Here is a 20519-nt window from a genome sequence, read left to right on the forward strand (position 1 = left end):
AGCTCGTGCGCAGGAACCGGTCCAGCACGAGCTGATGACCGCGTTCGCGCTCGCCGACGGCACGTCCCTGCAGGTGGTGCGCAGGGGCGACCATGAACGCAACCAAGGCCACATTGGGGCGCTTGGCCACAGGCGGTGGGCGGCAGCGGCGCGGCGGCTCGCTAGCAGATCGACGAACCGGTCCGGATCAGGGCATTCCGGGCCACCGGCCGGCGGCCACGTTCTACGATCACCCGCGGAGGTGGGTGTGGAGCCGTTGGGGCGGAATGAGCCGGCGCAGGCCGGGCGGTACCGGCTGCTCGCCGCGGTCGGCGAGGGCGGGATGGGCCGCGTGCTGCTCGGGGTCGCCCCCGATGGGCGGCTCGCCGCCGTCAAGCGGGTGCACCGCGGGTTCGCGCACGATCCCGGCTTCCGCGAACGGTTCCGGCGGGAGGTCGAGGTCTCGCGGCTCGTCTCCGGCGCCTACACCGCCGCCGTGATGGACGCCGACCCGCACGCGCCGACGCCCTGGCTCGCCTCGGTGTTCGTCGCCGGGCCCTCGCTGCAGGAAGCCGTCGACACGACCGGGCCGCTGCCGCCGGCCGCCGTGCGGCACCTCGCCGCCGGGCTGGCGTCGGCCCTGATCGGCATCCACCGGGCGGGGCTCGTGCACCGGGACCTCAAGCCCGCCAACGTCCTGCTCGCCGACGACGGCCCGCGCGTCATCGACTTCGGCATCGCCCGCGCCGCCGAGGGCGGCACCGACCTCACCCACACCGGCGTCATCCTCGGCTCGCCCGCGTTCATGTCGCCGGAGCAGGCCGAAGGGCGGCCGCTGACCCCGGCGAGCGACGTCTTCTCCCTCGGCGCCCTGCTGGTGCTGGCCGCCACCGGGTACAGCCCCTTCGCCGGGACGTCGGGCCCGCAGTCGCTCTACAACGTCGTCCACACGCACCCGGACCTGCGCTTCCTGCCGCCCGAGGTCCGCGCCGTCGCCGAGCCGTGCCTCGCCAAGGACCCCGCCCGCCGGCCGACACCCGCCCAGGTCCTGGAGCTGCTCGGTCCCCTGCCCCCGGTCCAGCGCCCGTGGCCGCCCGCGGTGCACGCCATGATCGCGCGTCGCCAGGCCGAGGTGGCGGCCATCCTCACCAAGAAGCCCGGCCGCCGCCGCCGGATCGCGCTCGCCGCCACCGCGGCCGCCGTCGTCGTGGGCGCCACGATCACGGCCGTCACCCTGACCAGCGGCGACGACGGCGCGACCGCCGCCCCGGCGAGCACCACCCCCGCTCCGGTCACGACGGAGTCCGCACCGAACCCGGATCCGCTCGGGCCGGACAAGCTGCGCGGCGCCGACCTGTGCCAGGTGCTGCCGTCGGTGCCCGGGACCGGGAAACTCACCCCCAAGATCGACGTGCACTTCTTCGAGTGCGTCTACGAGACTCCGCAGGGCCAGTGGCTGGGGCTGACCGTCGGCGGCCCGGTGACCGCCAAGGGCACGGCCGCCGGCGAGCTCGACGGCCTCCCGCTGAGCATCGACGACAAGGCGGGCGGCTGCACCGCGTCCGTGCCGATCGTGGACCGGCCGGACGCGACGATCGGCGTCGAAGCCAGTCAATCGGCCAAGCCGTTCGCCGAGCCCTGCGACGCGGCGAAGGCCGCGCTCACCGAAGCCGTGAAGCGCCTCCGCGCCGGAAGCGCCGGTCCGCCAGCCGCGCCGGGCGGGCTCGCCCCGGTGGACCCGTGCGGCCTGGTCGACACCGCCACCGCGCAGCGGATCGCCGGCCCGGTCACCAAGGTCGAGCCCGGCGGGCTGCACGAATGCCACTGGCAGGTCGGCGGCGAGATCGTCGTGTCGCTCCAACGCGGTACCCGGCCCGTGCAGTCCAAGGACCCCTACTACGACTCGGCCGGAACCGTCGACCTCGGCGGGGTCACCGCGTACTTCACCACCAAACGATCCAACCCCGCGACCGGGTTCTGCAGCCTCACCTGGCAGCACCGCCCGCTCGAAGAAGACTTCTCGGAGAACGTCGTCGTCGACTACCGCACGTCCGCCAGCTCGCTCCCGGACAACGAGATCTGCCGCCAGGCGCAGGACTTCGCCAAGGCGCTCCGGCCCGGATTGCCGAAACCGTGAAGCCGCTGGAGCCGGGAGACGCCCGGCAGGCCGGGAAGTACCGCCTCGTCGCCGCGCTCGGCGAGGGCGGGATGGGCCGCGTCCTGCTCGGCGTGGCCCCGGACGGCCGGCTCGTCGCGCTCAAGCAGGTCCACCCGGAGTTCGCGCACAACGCCCGCTTCCGCACCCGGTTCAAGCAGGAAGTGCAGGCGTCGCAACGGGTTTCGGGAGCCTTCACCGCCGCGGTGATGGACGCCGACCCCGACGCTGAGACCCCGTGGCTGGCTTCGGTGTTCGTCACGGGACCGTCGCTCAAGGAGGCCGTCGAAACCACCGGGCCGCTGCCGGTCGACGCGGTGCGCCGGCTCGCCGTCGGGCTCGCGACCGCGCTGATCGAGATCCACCGCGTCGGCCTGATCCACCGCGACCTCAAGCCCGGCAACGTGCTGCTGACCGGCGACGGCCCGCGCGTGATCGACTTCGGCATCGCGCGCGCCGCCGAGGGCGGCCCGGACCTCACCGGCACCGGCGGCATCGTCGGCTCCCCCGCGTTCATGTCGCCCGAACAGGCCGAAAGCCGCCCGCTGACCCCGGCGAGCGACGTCTTCTCCCTCGGCGGCCTGCTGGTGATGGCGGCGACCGGGCGCGGCCCGTTCCCCGGCTCGACGACCGCGCAGCTGCTCTACGACGTCGTCCACGCCGAGCCCGACCTCACGGCCGTGCCGCCCGAAATCCGCGCGCTCGTCGAGCCGTGCCTGGCCAAGGACCCGGCGCGGCGGCCGACACCGCAGCGGATCCTCGACTTCCTCGGCCCGGTCCCGCCCGGCACCCGGCCGTGGCCGCCGGCGGTGCACGACCTGATCGGCGCCCAGGACGCCGCGGTCCGCACCGCGCTGTCCTGGCCGGCCCCGCCCCCGCCTCCCGCGCCGCCGAAGCGCCGACGCTGGCTGCCGGTGGTCACCGCGCTCGCCGCCGTCTGCGCGCTCGCTGCGGGAAGCCTCATCGCCTTGGCGGTCGTCAAGGCGGACGCGGACCCGCCGACGGCCGGTGCGAACCTGGACCCGACGAGCCTGGACACCCTGCGCCGCGCCGATCCGTGCCGGGTGCTCGACGACGTCACCGTCACGGGCGCGGGCAAGCTCCGGGCCGACCCGGACACCGGCTACCTCGACCGCTGCACCTACGAGTCCCGCTCGGGCGGGAAGATCTCGGTCAAGTTCGGCGACCCGATCTACGTCGAGGGTGGCCGCCCCACCGAAGACCTGGACGGCAGGCAGGTGCTGTTCACCGAGATCAGCGGCGGCACCTGCGACGCGAGCGTCCAGGTGCCCGCGCAGCCGGAACTCGGCGTGACGGCGCTCGCCGGCACGTGCGCCCTGGCCAAGACCGCGCTGGGCAAGGTCCTGGACCGCCTCCACGGCGGCGGCAACGGCTACCCCCTGGCGCCCGGCACGCTCCTCGCGCTGGACCCGTGCGCCGCACCCGGCCGGACCGCGGTCGCGCAGGCGCTCGGGCCGGTCCGCGAGACCAAGCTGAACCGCCTGCGCGAGTGCGAGTGGACCGCCACGACGTCCCTGCGGCTGACCTTCGAGAAGACGCCGACCTCGGTGCCGGACGAGGGCACCCCGGTCGACCTCGGCGGGGTGACCGGCACCCGCCGTGAACTCGGCGACAGCTGCGCGCTCACGTGGAACCACCGCCCGCTCGACGCGCAGGACTCCGAACACGTCCGGATCTTCGCGTCGAAGCCGGGCAGCGGGGCCTGCGACGCGGCGGTCGCGTTCGCGAAAGCCCTCGTGAGCGCGCTTCCCCGCGGCTAGCCGACGACGATGGGGAGATGCGCCAACGTGCGCGGCACAGCTCAGATGCGCAGCCCGCGGCGCAGCGCGTCGACCTCGTCGGCGAACATGCGGCGGGAGATCGCCGCCGTCTCCACCAAGCCCGACCCGTGGAACGTGCCCGGGTAGTGCCGCAGCTCGGTCGCGACGCCCGCGTGCGCGAGGCGTTGCGCGTACTGGATTCCTTCGTCCCGCAGCGGGTCGAACTGGCAGGTCGTGACGAACGCGGGCGGTAGCCCGGCCAGGTCCGCGGCCCGGGCCGGTGCGGCGTACGGCGAGACGTCGTCGCCGCCGGGTTCCGCGTCGAGGTAGCTGGTCCAGCTGAACACCGCGTTCGGCCGGTTCCACAGTGGCGTGTCGGTGTAGGCGCGCATCGACGGCGTGTCCAGCCGGTCGTCCAGCTCCGGGATCCCGAGGTACTGGAAGCACAGCGCCGGGCCGCCGCGGTCGCGGGCCAGCAGCGCCACCGCCGCCGAGAGGCCGCCGCCCGCGCTTTCGCCGCCGACGGCGAGCCGGGCCGGGTCGATGCCCAGCTCGGCGGCCTTGGCCTCGACCCACTGCAGGGCCGCGTAGCAGTCCTCGACCGGCGCCGGGAACGGGTGCTCGGGCGCCAGCCGGTAGTCCACCGACACGATCACGATGCCGAGCTCGTCGACCAGCCGGAGCAGCGACATGTGGAACATGTCCAGGTCGCCGAGGACGAATCCGCCACCGTGGATGTAGAGCAGGCCGGGCACCGCGCCCGCGCGGTTCGCCGGGGAGTAGACGCGCACCGGGACGTCCGGCGCGTCCGACGGCCCGGGCACGGACGTGTCGCGGACGTCGACGGGGTTCGCCGGCTCGTAGGCCGGCAGGACCTCGCCCAGCTGCCCCATCGCGGAGCGCGCGGCGACCAGGGCTTCGTAGTCGGTCAGGGTCACGGCCGGGAGCATGTCCAGCCAGGGCAGCAGCTCGGGATCGATCGCGTAGGTCATGTCCTGATCTTCGGCCGCCGGACGTGACCTCGGCCACCGCCACGCGGCGGGCGTTGCCGTGCCGGAGGTCGCCATCCGGCGGCGGACACGCCTATCGTGACGGCATGAAGGGGCTGCTGCTGCGGCTGTCCGGGCTCGACGCCGACGCCGAGAACGCCGTGCGGGTGATCGGGTTCTTCGACCGCCTGATCACCGGACGCGCCGGCCTGGACGCGCTGGTCCGCAGCACGGCCGAGCTCGCCGGCTGCCGGGTCGGCGTGCACGCGCCCGGCCAAGGGATGTCGCTGCGCGCGGAACCGGGCGAGGACGTCGTCACGCCCGGGACGGCGCCCGCGGGTGCTGCCGTCCGTCGGCTCGAGGGCGGCGTCGAGGTGTGGGTGGCCCGCGGCGGCGCGCCGCTCCCGCTCGACGACATGCTCCTCGAAAGGTTCGCGATCGCCACCGCGATCCTGCTGGAACAGAGCGGCGTGCCTCGGCCCGAGCTCGGCGATCCCGCGCTGGTCGAGCTGGCGCTGTCCGGGGACGCCGGCACGGCGGAGCGGTCGCGGGCCCTGCACCTGCTGGGGATCGCCCCGGCAGCCCGGCTGCGCGTGCTGGCGGGCACCGGCGTCGACGGGCTCGCCGGCCGCGCGGCGCAGCTGGGCGGAGTGCGTGCCGTGCTGGTGGACGCGGCGCCCGGCTCGCTGCCGACCGGCGGCCGGGCGGGCATCGGCCCGGAGCTGCCGGCCATCGACGCGGCCCGCTCCTGGGCCGCCGCCCGGACGGCGCTGCGCTTCACCTCGGATTCCGAGCCGGTGGTGTGGTGGGACCGGCTCGGCAGCCTCGCCGCATTCGCCGGCCAGCTCGACGGACCGGGTCTCGCCGAGCTGCCGGACGTCCGCGCCCTCGACCGGCTCGCGGCCGAAGCCCACGGTGAGGACACGCTGGCCGCGCTCGACGCGTTGTGCGCGACGGGCTCGGCCCGCAAGGCCGCGGCGGTGCTGCACCGCCACCACAGCACGATGCCGGCCCGGCTGGCCCGCGCGGAAGCCGTCCTCGGCTTCGAGGTCGACTCGCCCGCGGGCCGCTTCCGGCTGCATCTGGCGCTCATGCTCAGACGGCTGCGGGACAACTCCTCGCTCGGTTGACCGTCCTCAGTAGACAGGAACAGCCGGCAGCACCTCGCACTGATGTCGAGACAGCTGTGAGCAACAGCCGAGTCAGCTGACCGTCCTCAGTGGACTCCGCGTCCGCCCCACCAGGTCCTGCGCCGCAGCCGGCCACTCGGGGTGGTCGAAGGCGAACCCGGCGTCCAGGAGCCGGCCCGGCACCACGCGGCGGCTCTTGAGCAGCAGTTCCGTGTCGGAACGCAGCGCGAACGCCCCGATCTCCGCCATCCACCTCGTCGCGGGCAGTCCGAACGGGACACCCGCCGCCGCGCGCAGGACGCGCAGGAAATCGCGGTACGGCAACGGTTCCGGGGCCGCCAGGTTCACCGGCCCGCTCAGGTCGTCCCGCGCGACGAGGAAGTCGATCGCCCGGACGAGGTCGTCCTCGTGGATCCAGGACAGGTACTGCGCGCCGCCCGCGACCGGGCCGCCCAGGCCGAGCCGGGTGAGGCGCAGCAGCATCGCGAACGCGCCGCCGGGCTCCGGGCTCATCACCATCGCCGTCCGCAGCGCGACCTTGCGGGTGTGCGGGGTGGCCGCCACCTCCTGCTCGCGCTCCCACGCCCGGGCGAGGTCGACGCTGTAGGCCCAGTAGGCGGGCACGCCCGGCTCGCCGCCGCCGAGCACGCCGGTGGCTTCGTCGTTCGGGGCGTCGAACCGGTGCGCGTAGATCGTCGCCGTGCTCATCTGCAGCCAGACCCGCGGCGGCCGCTCGGCGCGCTCGATCGCGCCCCCGACGACCCGCGCCGAATCGATGCGCGAGTTCCACATCTCGCGCAGGTTCGCCCGGGTGTACCGGCAGTTCACCGACCGGCCGGCGAGGTTGAGCACGACGTCGCTGCCGTCGATCTCCGCCGTCCACGGTCCGGCGGCCCGCCCGTCCCAGCGGACGTGGCGCACCCCCGGTTCCGGTGGGGTGTCCCGCCGGGTGAGCACGACGACCTCGTCCCCGCGTTCGCTCAGCCGCCGGCTCAGCACGCGCCCCAGATGCCCGGTACCACCGGGTATGACGACCTTCATGAAGTCCCCCTTCGGTCCGTCGGATCCCACCGTACCGAAAGAGTTGAACGTGTTCAAATATCGGCGGCGCCGGCCAGGAGGTCGAGCAGCGTCCGGAGTGCCCGGGACGGCGGCTTCGCCCCCGACGTGATGACGTTGAGCGGCCAGTCCAGGCCGGCGCCGGCCAGGGGCCGCACGACGACGTCCGGCTCGCCGGGCACGGGCGTGTCCGGGACGACCGCGACGCCCAGCCCGGCCGCGATGTAGCCGGGCACCGTCCGGAGGTCGGCGACCTCGACGGTGACCCGCCGCGGCGCCCCGAGCGCGTCGAACGCGCGGTCCATCGCGACGCGGTTGCCGAACCCCCGCGGCGTGTCGATGAAGGACTCGCCGGCGAGGTCCGCGAGCCGCACGGCCCGGCGTGTGGCCAGCGGGTGGGTGGCCGGCAGCAGCACGACGAACGGCCGGGTGTCCACCCGCAGGACGGCCAGCCCCGCGAGGTCGGACTCGGGCAGGCCGACGATCGCGACGTCGAGGCGCCCCTGGCGGACCTCTTCGGCCAGGCCGGTGGACCCGGTGATCGACACCGTCACGTGGATGTCCACCCGCGGGTGCCGGCGATGGAAGGCGCCGAGCAGCTCGGGCAGGTTCACGCCGCCGACCGAGGTCAGCGTCCCGATCCGCAGGCTGCCACGCAGGCCTTCCGACGCCTCCTGGACGGTCGCGCGGGCGCGTCCTAGGGCTTCGATCGCGCTCTTCGCCTCGGGCAGGAACGCCGCGCCGGCCGCCGACAGCGCGACCCGCCGGGTGGACCGGTCGAACAGCCGGGTACCGAGCTCGGTCTCCAGCGCGCGGACGGCCGCGGACACGGTGGACTGGACCGCGAACATCCGCTGGGCGGCCCGGGTGAAGCTCAGCTCCTCGGCCACGGCGACGAAGTACTCGAGCTGGCGCGTCTCCATTCATCGAGGATAGCGATAACTCGGACCAGGACTTTTCGTTGGACTTGGTGAGTCGGCGGGGACATCGTGGAGGGCGGAAGATCCCTTGGCGTTCTGGAAGGTCCCGATGTCCGTCACCCTCGCCCCCGCCCGGCTCCGGATGAGCCACGGCCTGGGTTTCCGCGTGGTCGCGGTCGCTTTCGCGACGGCGCTCGCGTTCTCCACCGTCCCGACCCCGCTGTACGCGCTTTACCAGCAGCGGGACGGGTTCCCGGCGTTCCTCGTCACCGTGGTGTTCGCCGCGTACGCGGTCGGGGTGATGCTGAGCCTGTACCTGGCCGGGCACGTCAGCGACTGGCTGGGCCGCCGTCGCGTGCTCGTCGCGGGGCTGCTGGCCGAGGCGCTGTCGGCGGCCGTGTTCCTGCTCTGGGCGGAGGTGCCCGGCTTGATCGTCGCGCGGCTGGTCAGCGGTGCCGGCATCGGCGCGATCACCGCGACCGCGACCGCGCACCTGTCCGAGCTGCGCACGCAGGCGCGTCCCGGCCTGACCGCGACCGTGGTCAACGCGGGCGGCTTGGCGCTGGGCCCGCTGGCGGGCGGGTTGTTCGCGCGGTTCGCCGGTCAGCCGCTGCACACGCCGTTCGCGGTGTTCCTGGTCGTGCTGCTCCTCGAAGCGGTCGCGGTGAGCCTGGTGCCGGAGACGGTCGAACGCCGCGAGGAGCGCCCGGCGTACCGGCCGCAGCGGCTGTCCTTGCCTTCGGCGGCCCGATCGGAGTTCACCGGCGCGGCGATCGGCGCGTTCGCGGCGTTCGCGCTGAGCGGGCTGTTCATGGCGCTGGCCCCGACGCTGCTGGCGCACGAGCTGCACGAGCCGTCCCGGCTGCTGGCCGGGCTCGCGCCGTTCACGATGCTCGGCACCGCGGCCCTCGCGCAGATCGGCCTGGCCCGCCTCGGCACGCGCACGCAGCTGCGGGCGGGGTACGCGCTGATGGGCATCGGCTTGGCGCTGCTGGCGGTGTCGGCATTCGCGGGATCGCTCCCGCTGTTCTTCGGGGCGAGCGCGCTGGCGGGGGCGGGGTTCGGGCTGGGCTTCCGCGCTTCGGTCGGCACGGTGGCGGCGCTCGCGGACGACCTGACCCGCGGCGAAGTCCTGGCCGCGCTGTTCCTCGCCGCGTACGCGGGGCTGGTGCTGCCGGTGCTGCTGATCGGGCTGGCGATGCTGGCGGCCTCCGGAGCCGTGGTGCTGGCCGGGTTCGCGGCGCTGGAGCTGGCCCTGCTCGGCTGGTCGGCCCGGCGGACGCTCGGCGGGCGCCGGTCGGTTGGGTAAGCCTCGGCGGTAACGGCGGTATCGGCCAGGAGCAGCTGAGCAGGGACTGGCCCGCCACGCCTTGACCCCGGGCCGGCCACAGCAGCGCGGTACCCGCCAGGATCCGGTCGGCGGCCCTGGCCCGCCGGGCCCTGCCCGACGCCCGCCGGCGGGGCAAGCCGGAGAAGCCGCGGTACCGGTCCGGATCCGACGGGCAAGACCGGCCCGCCGGGCCCTGCCTGCCGCCGACCGGCCAGGTAAGCCACCGCAGCGGCGGAACAGGCCACGTCCGGAGAGCAGGCCGGCCCGCCGCGTCCTGGCCCGGCGCCGGCCAGCCAGGTGAACCACAGCATCGGCGGGGGTATCCGGCCAGGACCACGCGGGCGAGACCGGGGCCGCCGCGGCCTGACCGCTACCAGCCGGCCGGACAGACTACAGCCGCTGCGATACCGGCCGGATTCGCCACCCGAGGACCGGCATCCCGGCACCGGAACCATCCACCGGCGCCCCCGGGCGGGCATAGAGTCGGCGGATGACCGATGCAGCCGCGCCGCCGATCGTCACCGGGGTGGACGGGTCGGCCGAGTCCCTGGACGCCGTCCGGTGGGCCGCGCGGACCGCCTGCCTGCGGGACGCGCCCCTGGAGATCGTGCACGCCCTCGATGTCCCCGCCCTGCTCGCGGGCGGGGTCGTGCCGCCGCCGGACGAAATGGTCGACGCGCTGCGGGCGCGAGGGCGGCGGGCGCTGCGCATCGCGCGGGAACTGGCCGCCGCGCAAGGGGTTCCCGGCGCGGCGACCCGGCTCGATTCCGATCGCGCCGCGCAGGCACTCGTCGAAGCCTCGCGCGAAGCCGCGCTGCTCGTCGTCGGCTCCACCGGGCACGGCCGGCTCACCAGCCTGCTCGCGGGCTCGGTAGCGGCGGCCGTCGGGACGCACGGCCGCTGCGACACCGTCGTCGTCCGCGGGGACAGCTGGGACGAGCCCGGCGCCGGCGAACGCCCGGTCGTCACCGGCATCGACGGCAGCGAGGCCGGCGCCCGCGTGCTCGCGGCGGCGCTCACCGAAGCCCGCGTCCGCCGCACTCCCCTCGTCGTGCTGCACGCCTGGACCGACGCCCCGCCGCCGCGGCCGGACCCGCGGTGCGTCACCGAGGCCGGGCGCCGGCTGCTCGGCGACCGGCTCGACGGCCTCGACCTCGGCGACGTCGCGGTCGAGCAGGTCGTCGTCCACACCCACCCGCGGCGCGAGCTGATCGAGCGCAGCGGAGCCGCTCAGCTGGTCGTCCTCGGCGACCGCGGCCGCGGCGGCTTCCCCGGCCTGCTGCTCGGGTCCACCGGCCAAGCCCTGCTGCATCACGCCGCGTGCCCGGTCCTGCTCGTCCGTACGGCCGGTTGAGGGAAGCGGGACGGAAGCGCGACCCGGCAGGATGGCGGGGACCGAAAGCGAGGAACAGATGAAGACAGTGGTGCGATCCGGGCTCGTCGCGATGCTGGCCACGGCGGCGCTCGCGGCCCCGGCCCAGGCGGCGATCGTCAAGCAGGTCACGAGCACCTGCCACTCCGGAGGCTTCGCCGGGACGTTCACCCTGCGGTACGAGACGTCCGGCGGCTACCACCACCCGCTCGGCTCGTACACCACGTCGGGTCCGTACATCGGCGACTCGGGCACCCAGTCGCTGAAGATCTCCTACTTCGACGGCCTGGGCACGCACACGGTCTACACCCGGGTCGGCCCGGCCACGAACGGCACCTCCTCGCTGCCGGACGGACTCGCGATCCCGGCCACCTCGCGGGCCACGGCGGCCACGACGTTCGACAACGGCACGACGTCCTGCGTCGCGACCGTGCCGATCACGTAGGCGTCCGGCCGGGGCGACCGCGGCCCGGCCGTCCCGCGGATCGGACGGTGCCGGCCGCGGTCCCTCGACAGTTCGGCGACGCGGCTTTTCCTTCCTGTCGACGTATCTCACCCGGCTGACCCCGCTCCTTTACGCCTGAGCGGACACGTCCGCGGCGGAGGGGCGGGGATGGTCGGGAACACCACCGGCGGGGTGGACCTCGGAGTGCTGGGACCGTTCGAGGTCCGGATCGGCGGAGCGCCGCAGGACGTCGGCGGGCCCCGCCTGCGGACCCTGCTCGCCGTGCTGGCGGCGGAGGCGGGCCGGGTGGTGAGCGTCCCCGCCCTCGGCCACGCGCTGTGGGGCGAGCGGCTGCCCGAGCACGCGGACCGCACCGTGCGGACCTACCTTTCCCGCCTGCGCGCTTCCGTGGATCCGCGCCTGATCCTGACCCGCTCGCCGGGGTACCTGCTGCACGTGGCACCGGAGGCCCTCGACGCGGCGCGCTTCGAACAGCTCGCCGGCGAAGGACGGCGTGCGCTCGCGGCCGGTGAGCCCGGCGCCGCGCGCGACCACCTGACCGCTGCTTTGGCGCTGTGGCGGGGAAACGCCTACGCGGAGTTCGACGGCGTGGAAACCCTGCGGGCCGAAGGCATGCGGCTGGCGAGGGTGCGGCACAACGCCGTCCAGGACCGGATCGACGCCGACCTGGCCACCGGCGAGGACACCGGTCTGATCGCCGAGCTGGAGTCGCTGACCGCTGCCTTCCCAGGCCACGAACGGCTGTGGGCGCAGCTGATGACGGCGCTCTACCGCGCCGGGCGCCAAGGCGACGCGCTGGAAGCGTTCCGCCGCGCTCGGCACGGGCTGATCACCGCGGCCGGGGTGGAGCCGTCGCCGGTGCTGGCCCAGGTGCACCGGCAGGTGCTCGCCCACGACCCGAGCCTGCTCCCGGCCCGGCCCGGCGCCGTGGTGACCGTCCCCGGCGACGCGCTCGCCCGCGCGGCGCTCGGCCTGGGCGGGGTGTGGGTGCACGAACACCGCACGGCGGCCGCGTCGGAGCAGCTGCTGACGCGTCTGCGGCACGCGCTGGCGGAGGTCGACCCGGCCTCGGCGCTCGCCCGCCGGCTGCGGACGCGGCTCGCGGGCGAGGAGGACTACCAGGCCGTGACGCACGACCGGATCCTGGCCGTGACCGACGAGACCCGGGTGGCCGGCGACCCCGTCGCGCACGCCGAGGCGCTGAGCCTGGCCCACCACTGCCTGCTCGGCCCGGACCACACGGCCCGGCGGCACGCGCTGGCCACGGAACTGGTCGGGGTGAGCGGGCGGTCCGGGCGGCGCACCGACCTCGTGATGGGCGTGCTGTGGGACACCGTCGACCTGTTCCTGGCCGGCGACCCGCACGCCCAGCGGCGGCTCGGCGAGCTCGACGACCTGCTGGCGGCGCGCAAGCACCTGGCCGCGGGGTTCGTCGCCGACGCGCTGAAGGTCATGCTCGCCATCCGCGCGGGCCGGTTCCGCGAGGCCGAGCAGGGCGCCCAGGCCTGCGCGGAGCTCGGCCAGGCGGCCGGCGACCTGGACGCGCTCGGCTGGTACGGCGCCCAGCTGGTGGCGATCCGCTGGTTCCAAGGCCGGCTCGGCGAACTGGTGCCGGTGCTGGACGGGCTGATGCACTCCCCCACGCTCAGCCCGATCGACAATTCGTACTACGCGGCCCTGGCGGTGGCGGCGGCTTCGTCCGGCGACCGCCGGACCGCGGCGGGTGCCCTGGCGCGCCTGTGCGGCGGCGACCTGGGCACGCTGCCGCGGTCGAGCACGTGGCTGATTTCGCTGTGCGGCGCGGCGGAAACCGCTTACCTGCTCGGCGACACCGAGACGGCGACGCGGGTGTCCGAGCTGCTCCGCCCGTTCGGCCACCTGCCGGCGATGGCGAGCCTGGCCATCGCGTGCTTCGGCTCGATCCACCACCCGCTGGGCACGGCGGCCCTGACGACCGGCGACCTGGACCGCGCGGTCGCGCACCTGCGCGCGGCGGTCCAGCACAATCTGGCGCTGGCGCACTGGCCCGCGGTGGTGTTCTCCCGCCGTCGCCACGCCGAAGCACTGGTCCGGCGCGGGGACGCCGGGGACGCGGTGGCCGCGGCGAGCGAGCTCGCCGCGGCCGAGGAAGAAGCGCGGACGTTCGGCGAACCACCCCGCTGAGGACCCGCGTCCGGGATGGCATGAACGACTCGTTCACCTCGCCTCACGCGATGAACGAGTCGTTCATGCCACCGGGACGCCGCTCAGTGCACGGGGTTCCAGCCGTCGCTGCCCGCGAGGTACCGCTGCGCGGTGAAGGTCGCCGCCTGGGCGGGGGTCAGCTGCGGCCGGTCGGCGCCGGTGCCCGCACCCGGCCCGGTGTTGCGGTACTCGAAGAACCGGGCGTCCTTCCACGAGAAGCCGGACATGTCGGTCCACGGCGCCGCCTTGATCGCCGCCGGCAGGGCGGTCTCGCGGACGACGACCTGCGCGATCGCGTCGACGTCCCCGCCGGGGTGCCACGGGCGGCCGAGATAAAAACTGCCGTTGGCCGCCGAGCTGACCACCTTGCTGCCGACGATCAGGAAGCCGTACGGCGTGGTCCGCCGGGTGCTCGCCGCGGTCAGGTAGCCGTTGGGGTTGGAGCCGCGGTCGAGCGCGGTGATCGTCGCCCGGTCGAACACCGCGGTGGCGCGGCCGAAGAGGAAGTCGACGTCGCCGCTGATCGCGCAGTTGCGGTAGTACTGACGGCCGGTCGTGCCCACCGCCGCCGTGTCGGCGTACAGCGTGTCCTGGTGGCCGAGGAACGTGACGTTGTCGAACACCATCCGGTCACCGGTCGCCTTCACCGCGACGGCCTGGGTCGCGGTGATCTCGGGGTGCGCCGCGCGGTCGAACGAGTTGCGGAAGGTCAGCGCCGTCGCGGTGAAGCCGTTCGCGGCGATCGTCGCGGTCGCGCTGCCGGTGGTGCCGTACGTCGTGCCGTCCGGTTTCTTCGTGCCGCTGGCGTTGTCGAAGTCGATGACGACGTCCGACGCCTTGCCGGTGGTGCCGCGCAAGGTGATCCCGGTCTTGCTCGCGGGCACGGTGATCACTTCGCGGTAGGTGCCAGGCTTGAGCGAGACCGTGCCCCCGGCGGGGACGGCGTCGATCGCCGCCTGGACGGTCGCGAAGCTTCCCGAGCCGTCGCCGGCGACCACGAGGTGCGCGCACGCGGGCGCCGTGAGCGACGCGCCGGCGATAGCGGAAGCGATGAGCAGGGTGAACATGGCACCTCCACGAGGGGACGCCGGGGGTGCCGGACGGCGGCCGGCACCCCCGGTCGCTTACTGGTAGGTGATGTTGGCGGTGGTGTAGAGGCAGTTCGTCGAGTCCGGCCCGCTGCCGATCTTCGTCGGCTCGCCACTGGTGACGCCCTTGTACTTCTGGCAGGGCTCGATCTTGCGGCTCGAGTCGCCGACGATCGTGATCCGGGTCAGCTTCGCGGTGTCGCCGTAGTTGGTGTTGATGCCCACCAGCGCCTTGCCGGGCACGGTGGCGGTGACGTTGTCGACGACGACGTTGCGCTTGTACTGCGTCTTGCAGTTGCCGCAGGAGCGGTACAGCTTGCCGAAGTCGTTGACCTGGAAGTTCCGGATGTACATGGTGCCGGGGCCGTTGTGCTGGAAGACCTTGTCCGACGCCTTGCGCGCACCGCCGCCGTCGATGGTCATCGTCTGCGACGCCGAGGTGCCCTTGAAGGTCGCGGCGTCCTCGCCGACGTCCTCCCACCAGACGTTGAGCAGCGTGCAGGTGCCGAGGCAGTGCACGCCGTCGGCGGCCGGGTTGCCGAGGACGACGTTCTTGAGGGTGGCGCCGTTGGCCAGCTCGAAGAGCGGGCCCTGGTCTTCGTCCTGGCCGCCGGTACCGAGGTCGCCGGTGCCGTAGAACCGCTTGAGGCCGCCGTCGTAGGTGCCGCCGGTGACCTTGATGGTCGCGCCGACGGGCACGCTCGTGCTCGGGTTCGGCCAGGACGCGGCGGACGCCGTCGCGCCGGTACCGACGGCAGCCGAAACCGCGAGGGCGGCGACGACCGCGACCCGGAGCACCCGGGAAATCGGGGACATGCTCATCACTCCTTGGGTTCTTCCCGTGCGGGAAATGGTCCTCCTGAGTGCTGAAAGCGCTTTCTCAGTCTCGGGTCGCCGGGTTCGGCGTGTCAATGTCACCGGCCGCAGGGACGGTCCTGTCGCCCGGATGGTCGCCGTGGGAGGAAGTTTTCAGAAAACGGGCCCGGCACCGGCCAGCACGCGCGCCGGGACCGCCCACGTGGGATCCAGGCGGTCCACCAGCGTCGGCGTCCAGCCCACGTCCGCGCCCAGATCCGGCTCGTTCGCCGCGTTGTACTCGGCCAGCAGGTCCACCGCGCGCGGGCGCTGCGATCCCACCGCCACCAGCGTCCCGGTCGCGTGGAACACCGTTCCCTTCCAGTACTTCACCAAGGCCCCCAGCGGCACCGCGGCCGGGATCCGGAAGAAGTTGTTCTCCGCGTAGATCCGTGACTCGACCCCCACCCCCAGCGAGTACGTGTACGCGGCCGGATCCCGCACCACGTAGAGGTTGTCGTAGACGTGCACCTGCCCGTACCGCACCCGCGGCGCGCGCTGGCCGATCTCCGAAAAGAGGTTGTGGTGCACGGTGACTCGCAGCTTCCCGACGTCGTAAGTGGGCTTGTCGGTGTTGCCGATCAGCATCGTCTTGTCGTGGTCGTGCAGCCGGTTGTCCGACACCGTCACGAGGTCCGAGCCGTTCACGATGTCCAGCAGTCCGTCGTGGACCTCGTACTTCCGCCCGAAGTACGAAGGCTGCGAGGAATTCCCGCCGTCGCTGAACTCGTTGTGGTTCACCCAGACGTGCGTCGCGCCGACGAGGTCGACGTTGTCGTACTCGGAGTTCCAATTGCCGTCCGCGCCGTCGAGGGGATCCCACTGGGGGAAGCAGTCGTGCGCGTCGGAGAACCGCAGGTTCCGCAGGATCACGTTGTCACCGGTGACGCGCAGCGTCAGCCCGTGCAGGGTGGCGCCGCCCAGGCCGTAGATCGTCGTGTCCGGGCCGACGTCGACCACCACCTGCGCGGCCTGGTTGGCCTGCGAGCGGGCCCGCGCCTCCTCCAGCGGCCCCGAAGGCTCGACCTTCCCCCAGGTCGCCGGGTCGTACGCCGCCAGGTACGCGGGCAGGCTGTAGGCCGGGTCCGCGAAGGCGTCGCAGCTCATCGGCCGGTCGCGGGCGTCCACGTTGCCCTCGATCGTGCCGCGGACGTAGACGATCTTCGGCGCACCCGGGTGGGATGCCAGCGCGGCGACCAGCTCCGAACGCTTGGTCACCGTGTGGACGTCGGCGGGCGCGGCGGCCGCTCCCCCGGTGGTTCCCGCGCCCCAGCCGTCGTGGGCGCCGAGCACGACGCGGCCCGGGGCGTGGCCGCGGGCGTCCGCCGGGCCGGCGGTGAGGGTGAGTCCGAGCAGGGCGAGGCACCCCGCGAAAGCCTTCCAGCGCATGTCGGCTCCTTCTACTCGGCCGCCCGGGCCGCGAGCTCGGCCAGCCGGGCGGGCTCCGGATCGCCGTCGAGGACGACGACGTGGTGGGTCAGCGTCAGTTCCTCGCCCGGTTCGAGCAGCCACGGCCGGTGGTAGGTCGCGGCGAAGCTGACCACCGGGAACGGCTCGGCGCGCACGTACCAGGCCGTCGGGAAACCGGGGTTCGCCGGGCTGTCGGCGAACAGCAGCGTCGACGTCCGCAGGCTCTCGTCGTGGCGGCCGGTGAACGCGAGCCACGGCGCGCGGTGCCCCATCGCGTCGTCCGCGCCCCGGCCGTCGGCCGTCCGGACCGCGCCGCCGGTGAACGAGCGCGGCCCGCGCCAGAACAGCCCGCCGTAGCCGGCGGTGTCGCGCCCCTCGGTCACCGGGCTGCCCCAGCGCAGCTCGCGCCCGCTGGTGTTGCGCAGCCGGCTCGTCCAGGTGAGCGTCCAGCTGTCCGCCGAGACGTCGCCGAAGCGCAGCGTGCGGTGCTCGGTCAGCCACCGCCGGCCCGCCGCGGTGCGCCAGGCCAGCTCGTGCCGCAGCTCGCAGTGCCCGGCCCCGGACACCATGCGTTCCCAGCGGACGTGGCCGACCGTGCCGTTGTTGTCCAGCGGGGTGTACCCGCGGCCGCGCACGTACGTCCGGCCGCCCCAGAAGTTCTCCCCCGACAGGTGGGCCATGGTGAACTGCAGGCCGTTGTGCCAGGTGTGGTCGTGCGGCCGGACCGCGGTCACGGTCTCGCCCGCGGTCGTGCGCAGCGGGTGCAGGTACGGCTTCGGCGAGTCCCCGGCCGGCATCGGCGGCGCCACGACGTACTCCGCCAGGACGAGGTCGCCGAGGTGGACGCGCACCCGGCCGTCGCCGTCCTCGACCGGCTGCAGCGTCCCGTTCCCCACCGCCGCGCGGCTCACGCCGGTTCCCCGATTTCGGCGAGCAACGCGTCGATCGCCACCGGCGCGCCGGTGGCGAGGGACCGGTTGGCCGCCAGCCCGGTGAGCAGCGCCTGCAAGCCGGAATCGTGGTCGGCCGCGCAGCCGAGCTCGTCCGGTTCGGCCTCGCCGAGCAGCTCGGCGAGCATCCGCTCGTCCCCGCCGCCGTGGCCTTCGCCGAGGACCCCGTCGACCACCACCTCCGGTGGTTCCCAGTGGCGCTGCACGGTCAGCCGCGCGCACCCCGGCTCGGGGGTTGGCATCGCACCGACCGGAAACTCGTTTTCCCGGACGTCCAGCTCCAGCCGTCCTCCGCTGCCGGAGAACGCGACGCGGTAGCCCTCCCGCGGCGAATACGCGTGCAGGTGGTAGTTCAGCACCACGCCGCCGCGGAGCCGGACGAGCACCGACACGTCGTCTTCGATCGTGACGCCGGGCGCGAACACGTCCTGGTTCCGGACGTAGCCGTCTTCCCGCTCCGCGTCGCGGTAGAGCGCGCTCAGCTTGGGCGAGGCCTCGAGGTCCAGGGCGAAGCGGTCATCGGTGTGCCGACGGCCGTTTTCGTCGCCGTAGAAGAACAACCTGCCGAGCGCGAACACCGTCTCGGGCCCGCGGCCGAGCCACCAGTTGACCAGGTCGAAGTGGTGGCCGGACTTGTGCACGAGCAGGCCGCCGGAGTTCGCCTTGTCGCGGTGCCAGCGCCGGAAGTAGTCGGCGCCGTGCGCGGTGTCGAGCAGCCAGCTGAATTCGACCGAGCCGATCTCCCCGATCGCGCCCGCGGCGAGCAGCTCGCGCACCCGCCGGTGCACCGGGTTGTACCGGTAGTTGAAGGCGACCCGCACCGAGCCGCCGGTTTCGCGGCGGGCGAACAGGATGCGCCGCGCGCCACCGAGATCGGTCGTCATCGGCTTTTCGGTGACGACGTCGCAGCCGGCCCGCAGCGCCGCGACGACGTAGTCCGCGTGCGTGTGGTCCGGGGTGCACACCACGACGACGTCGACGCGCTCCTTCGCCAGCATCGCGGCGAAGTCCGCCGGCCGGTAGCCGGGCACCGACGCGCCGATCCAGCCGTTGTGGACGCGCATGCGCGTTTCGTTGTGGTCGCAGAAGGCCGCGAGCTCGGCCTGCGGCGAGCCGGCCAGCGCGCGGGTGAACAGCTGGGCACGGGAGCCCAGGCCGACGATCGCGTAGCGGCGCGTCACCATCACGTCTCCTCTCGGGCGAGGGTCCAGGGCAAGGCGAGTTCGGAGAACAGCGCGAGCCGCTCGGCCGCCGCGTCGACAGCCCGATCGACGCCGGGTACGACGAACCGGCGTTCGGGTCCGGTGCCGACGGCGCGGGCCTGGGGCAGCTGTCTCGGCTCGGGCGCGTCGCGGACCGCCTCGACCAGCGCGGTGAACGCGCGGGTGGCGGCCAGCGGAGCGAGCAGCGGCACGCCGTCGCGCAGGTGCTCGACGAGGTTCGCCAGCAGGTCTTCCGGCGCGCCGACCGGCACCGGCTCGCCCCCGATGAGGACGACGTCGGTCTTGTAGTGCCACCGGATCCGGCCTTCGGTGCCGTGGATCAGCACGTACGGCTCATGGTCGGCTTCGGCGGCGAGCGTCGCGGCAGCGACGACGTCCGGTGCGCCGGCGAAGCACAGGCGGGCACACGCCGTGTCGTCCGACTCGATGTCGCGGGCGCGGTACAGCTCGACGGCCGTGCGCTCGGGCAGGGCCCCGGCCGTGCCGTTGAGCAGCAGGGCGGTCGCGACGGCGTGGGCGAACGGGTTCGTCAGGGCCCCGTCCACGACCGCTCGCCCGTCGAGCCGGCGGCGCCCCGCCCAGGCGGCCCGCGCGAAGTAGCGATCCCGCCGGATCCACGCGCCCGCGGCGGCGATCCCGGTGACCGTCCCGATCGTCCCGCGGGCCAGCGCGGCCCGGATCGCCGGGACCGCGGGCGAGCCGAAACTCTGGAAGCCGACCTGGCACGCCCGGCCCCGGGCCCGCTCGGTCAGCTCGTCGAACGCCGTCAGGTCGAGCACCGGCGGCTTCTCCACGAGCACGTGGCAGCCCGCGGCGAGCGCGAGGCGGGCCAAGGGCAGGTGCGTGTGCGGCGGAGTGGCGATCACGGCGATGTCCGCCGGCACGCGAGCCAGCAGCTCGGCCGGGTCGCGCGTGAACACCGGCACCAGCTCGCCGGCGTCGTCCGGTGGCTCGCGGACGTCGCACGCGCCGGCCAGCACGATCTCGCCCCGGTCGTGCAGCGCCCGGGCCCGGCGCAGGTGCGTGCGCGCGTAGCCGGCCGTGCCGAACACGACCACCGCAGGAGTCACCGGGGCCCGCCGGTCGCGACGGCGGCCAGGGCCAGCGGCCCGGCCACCAGCAGGGCCAGGATCGGCAGCATCCACACGAGCACCACCGCGAGGCCGGCCGCCCCGGCCAGGAGCAAGGCGCTGCCCGGTACCGCGACGGTCTCCCGCACGGCTGACACGGCGGCGCGGCGCCAGGACGGTTCTCCGGCTGCGACGACTTCGCACGTCCGCAGGGCGACGACGGCGGCCACGGCGGCCAGCACCCCCAACGCCGGCCCGAGCACCCCGGCTCCCGGCATCGACCGCACGACTTCGAGGTCCACCGCGAACAGCGCGACAGCCAGCAGACCCAGTCCGCCGAAGGCCACCCCGCCCCGCGCGGCCTGGCGGAAGTCGGCCCAGAACGTCGTCCACAGTGGATGGCCGATGCCGTGGCGCGCCCGGTCGACGGCCCGGCAGCCGGCCGCCAGCGCCGGGGCCGCCGTCACCACCGGCACCGACGCGAGTGCGACCAGCAGGCCCGTCAGCAGACAGTCCGAGAAGTCACCGAGCCCGGTCCGCCACTGTGTTCTCCGCATC

General features: G+C 74.2%; 17 protein-coding genes. 7 read left to right on the forward strand and 10 right to left on the reverse strand.

Features of this window, described 5'->3' with window-relative positions; translation table 11 throughout:
- Positions 1-247 precede the first annotated feature (247 nt).
- A complete protein-coding gene (locus AB0M83_RS41675) occupies positions 248-2116 on the forward strand; it encodes a protein kinase (protein ID WP_364526245.1) in 1869 nt (622 codons plus the stop codon).
- Entirely contained in the window at positions 2113-3915 is a 1803-nt protein-coding gene (locus AB0M83_RS41680) for a serine/threonine-protein kinase (RefSeq protein WP_364526247.1), read from the forward strand. The genes AB0M83_RS41675 and AB0M83_RS41680 overlap by 4 nt, the downstream gene beginning before the upstream one ends.
- Positions 3916-3956: 41 nt before the next feature.
- Here AB0M83_RS41680 and AB0M83_RS41685 read toward each other — a convergent pair whose 3' ends face one another.
- Positions 3957-4907: an alpha/beta hydrolase gene (locus tag AB0M83_RS41685; RefSeq protein WP_364526249.1), complete on the reverse strand. Its 951-nt coding sequence runs from the start codon at positions 4905-4907 to the stop codon at positions 3957-3959.
- Positions 4908-5011: 104 nt separating this feature from the next.
- On the opposite strand from AB0M83_RS41685, the gene AB0M83_RS41690 reads away from it, so the two are divergent.
- A complete protein-coding gene (locus tag AB0M83_RS41690) occupies positions 5012-6034 on the forward strand; it encodes a helix-turn-helix domain-containing protein (RefSeq protein ID WP_364526251.1) in 1023 nt (340 codons plus the stop codon).
- A gap of 72 nt (positions 6035-6106) precedes the next feature.
- Here AB0M83_RS41690 and AB0M83_RS41695 read toward each other — a convergent pair whose 3' ends face one another.
- Both AB0M83_RS41695 and AB0M83_RS41700 read right to left on the reverse strand, forming a co-directional pair.
- Positions 6107-7075 carry a TIGR01777 family oxidoreductase gene (locus AB0M83_RS41695; protein WP_364526253.1) on the reverse strand — a complete coding sequence of 323 codons (969 nt, stop codon included), beginning with the start codon at positions 7073-7075 and terminating at the stop codon, positions 6107-6109.
- Between the two features lie 53 nt (positions 7076-7128).
- Positions 7129-8016, reverse strand: coding sequence for a LysR family transcriptional regulator (locus AB0M83_RS41700; RefSeq protein WP_364526255.1), 888 nt, complete (start codon positions 8014-8016; stop codon positions 7129-7131).
- 106 nt (positions 8017-8122) lie between these two features.
- Between AB0M83_RS41700 and AB0M83_RS41705 the strand changes: the two genes are divergently transcribed.
- The 4 genes from AB0M83_RS41705 (at position 8123) to AB0M83_RS41720 (ending at position 13344) form a co-directional block, all read left to right on the forward strand.
- The gene (locus AB0M83_RS41705; RefSeq protein WP_364526257.1) at positions 8123-9322 is read left to right on the forward strand and encodes an MFS transporter; all 1200 of its coding nucleotides are present in this window, start codon (positions 8123-8125) and stop codon (positions 9320-9322) included.
- Between the two features lie 511 nt (positions 9323-9833).
- Complete coding sequence (locus AB0M83_RS41710; RefSeq protein ID WP_364526259.1) at positions 9834-10697, forward strand: universal stress protein; 864 nt, start codon at positions 9834-9836, stop codon at positions 10695-10697.
- Between the two features lie 58 nt (positions 10698-10755).
- Positions 10756-11160, forward strand: coding sequence for a hypothetical protein (locus AB0M83_RS41715; protein WP_364526261.1), 405 nt, complete (start codon positions 10756-10758; stop codon positions 11158-11160).
- 168 nt (positions 11161-11328) lie between these two features.
- On the forward strand, positions 11329-13344 hold the full coding sequence (locus AB0M83_RS41720) for an AfsR/SARP family transcriptional regulator (protein WP_364526263.1): 2016 nt from the start codon (positions 11329-11331) through the stop codon (positions 13342-13344).
- 83 nt (positions 13345-13427) lie between these two features.
- Here the strand turns inward: AB0M83_RS41720 and AB0M83_RS41725 are convergent, their stop codons facing one another.
- From AB0M83_RS41725 to AB0M83_RS41755, 7 genes are all read right to left on the reverse strand, one after another.
- On the reverse strand, positions 13428-14432 hold the full coding sequence (locus AB0M83_RS41725; RefSeq protein WP_364526265.1) for a pectinesterase family protein: 1005 nt from the start codon (positions 14430-14432) through the stop codon (positions 13428-13430).
- 57 nt (positions 14433-14489) lie between these two features.
- Positions 14490-15260 carry a pectate lyase gene (locus AB0M83_RS41730; RefSeq protein WP_364526297.1) on the reverse strand — a complete coding sequence of 257 codons (771 nt, stop codon included), beginning with the start codon at positions 15258-15260 and terminating at the stop codon, positions 14490-14492.
- Between the two features lie 162 nt (positions 15261-15422).
- Positions 15423-16697, reverse strand: a complete 1275-nt coding sequence (locus AB0M83_RS41735) for a pectate lyase (RefSeq protein ID WP_364526267.1) — start codon at positions 16695-16697, stop codon at positions 15423-15425.
- Between the two features lie 11 nt (positions 16698-16708).
- The gene (locus AB0M83_RS41740; protein WP_364526269.1) at positions 16709-17629 is read right to left on the reverse strand and encodes a PmoA family protein; all 921 of its coding nucleotides are present in this window, start codon (positions 17627-17629) and stop codon (positions 16709-16711) included.
- A complete protein-coding gene (locus AB0M83_RS41745; RefSeq protein WP_364526271.1) occupies positions 17626-18852 on the reverse strand; it encodes a Gfo/Idh/MocA family oxidoreductase in 1227 nt (408 codons plus the stop codon). Before AB0M83_RS41745 ends, AB0M83_RS41740 begins: the two co-directional genes overlap by 4 nt.
- Positions 18852-19961 (reverse strand): Gfo/Idh/MocA family oxidoreductase, encoded by a 1110-nt coding sequence (locus AB0M83_RS41750; protein WP_364526273.1) that lies wholly within the window; start codon positions 19959-19961, stop codon positions 18852-18854. The genes AB0M83_RS41745 and AB0M83_RS41750 overlap by 1 nt, the downstream gene beginning before the upstream one ends.
- On the reverse strand, positions 19958-20518 hold the full coding sequence (locus tag AB0M83_RS41755; RefSeq protein ID WP_364526275.1) for a DUF624 domain-containing protein: 561 nt from the start codon (positions 20516-20518) through the stop codon (positions 19958-19960). The genes AB0M83_RS41750 and AB0M83_RS41755 overlap by 4 nt, the downstream gene beginning before the upstream one ends.
- Between the last annotated feature and the right edge of the window lies 1 nt (position 20519).

Source organism: Amycolatopsis sp. NPDC051106, from assembly GCF_040682775.1.
GTDB lineage: Bacteria > Actinomycetota > Actinomycetes > Mycobacteriales > Pseudonocardiaceae > Amycolatopsis.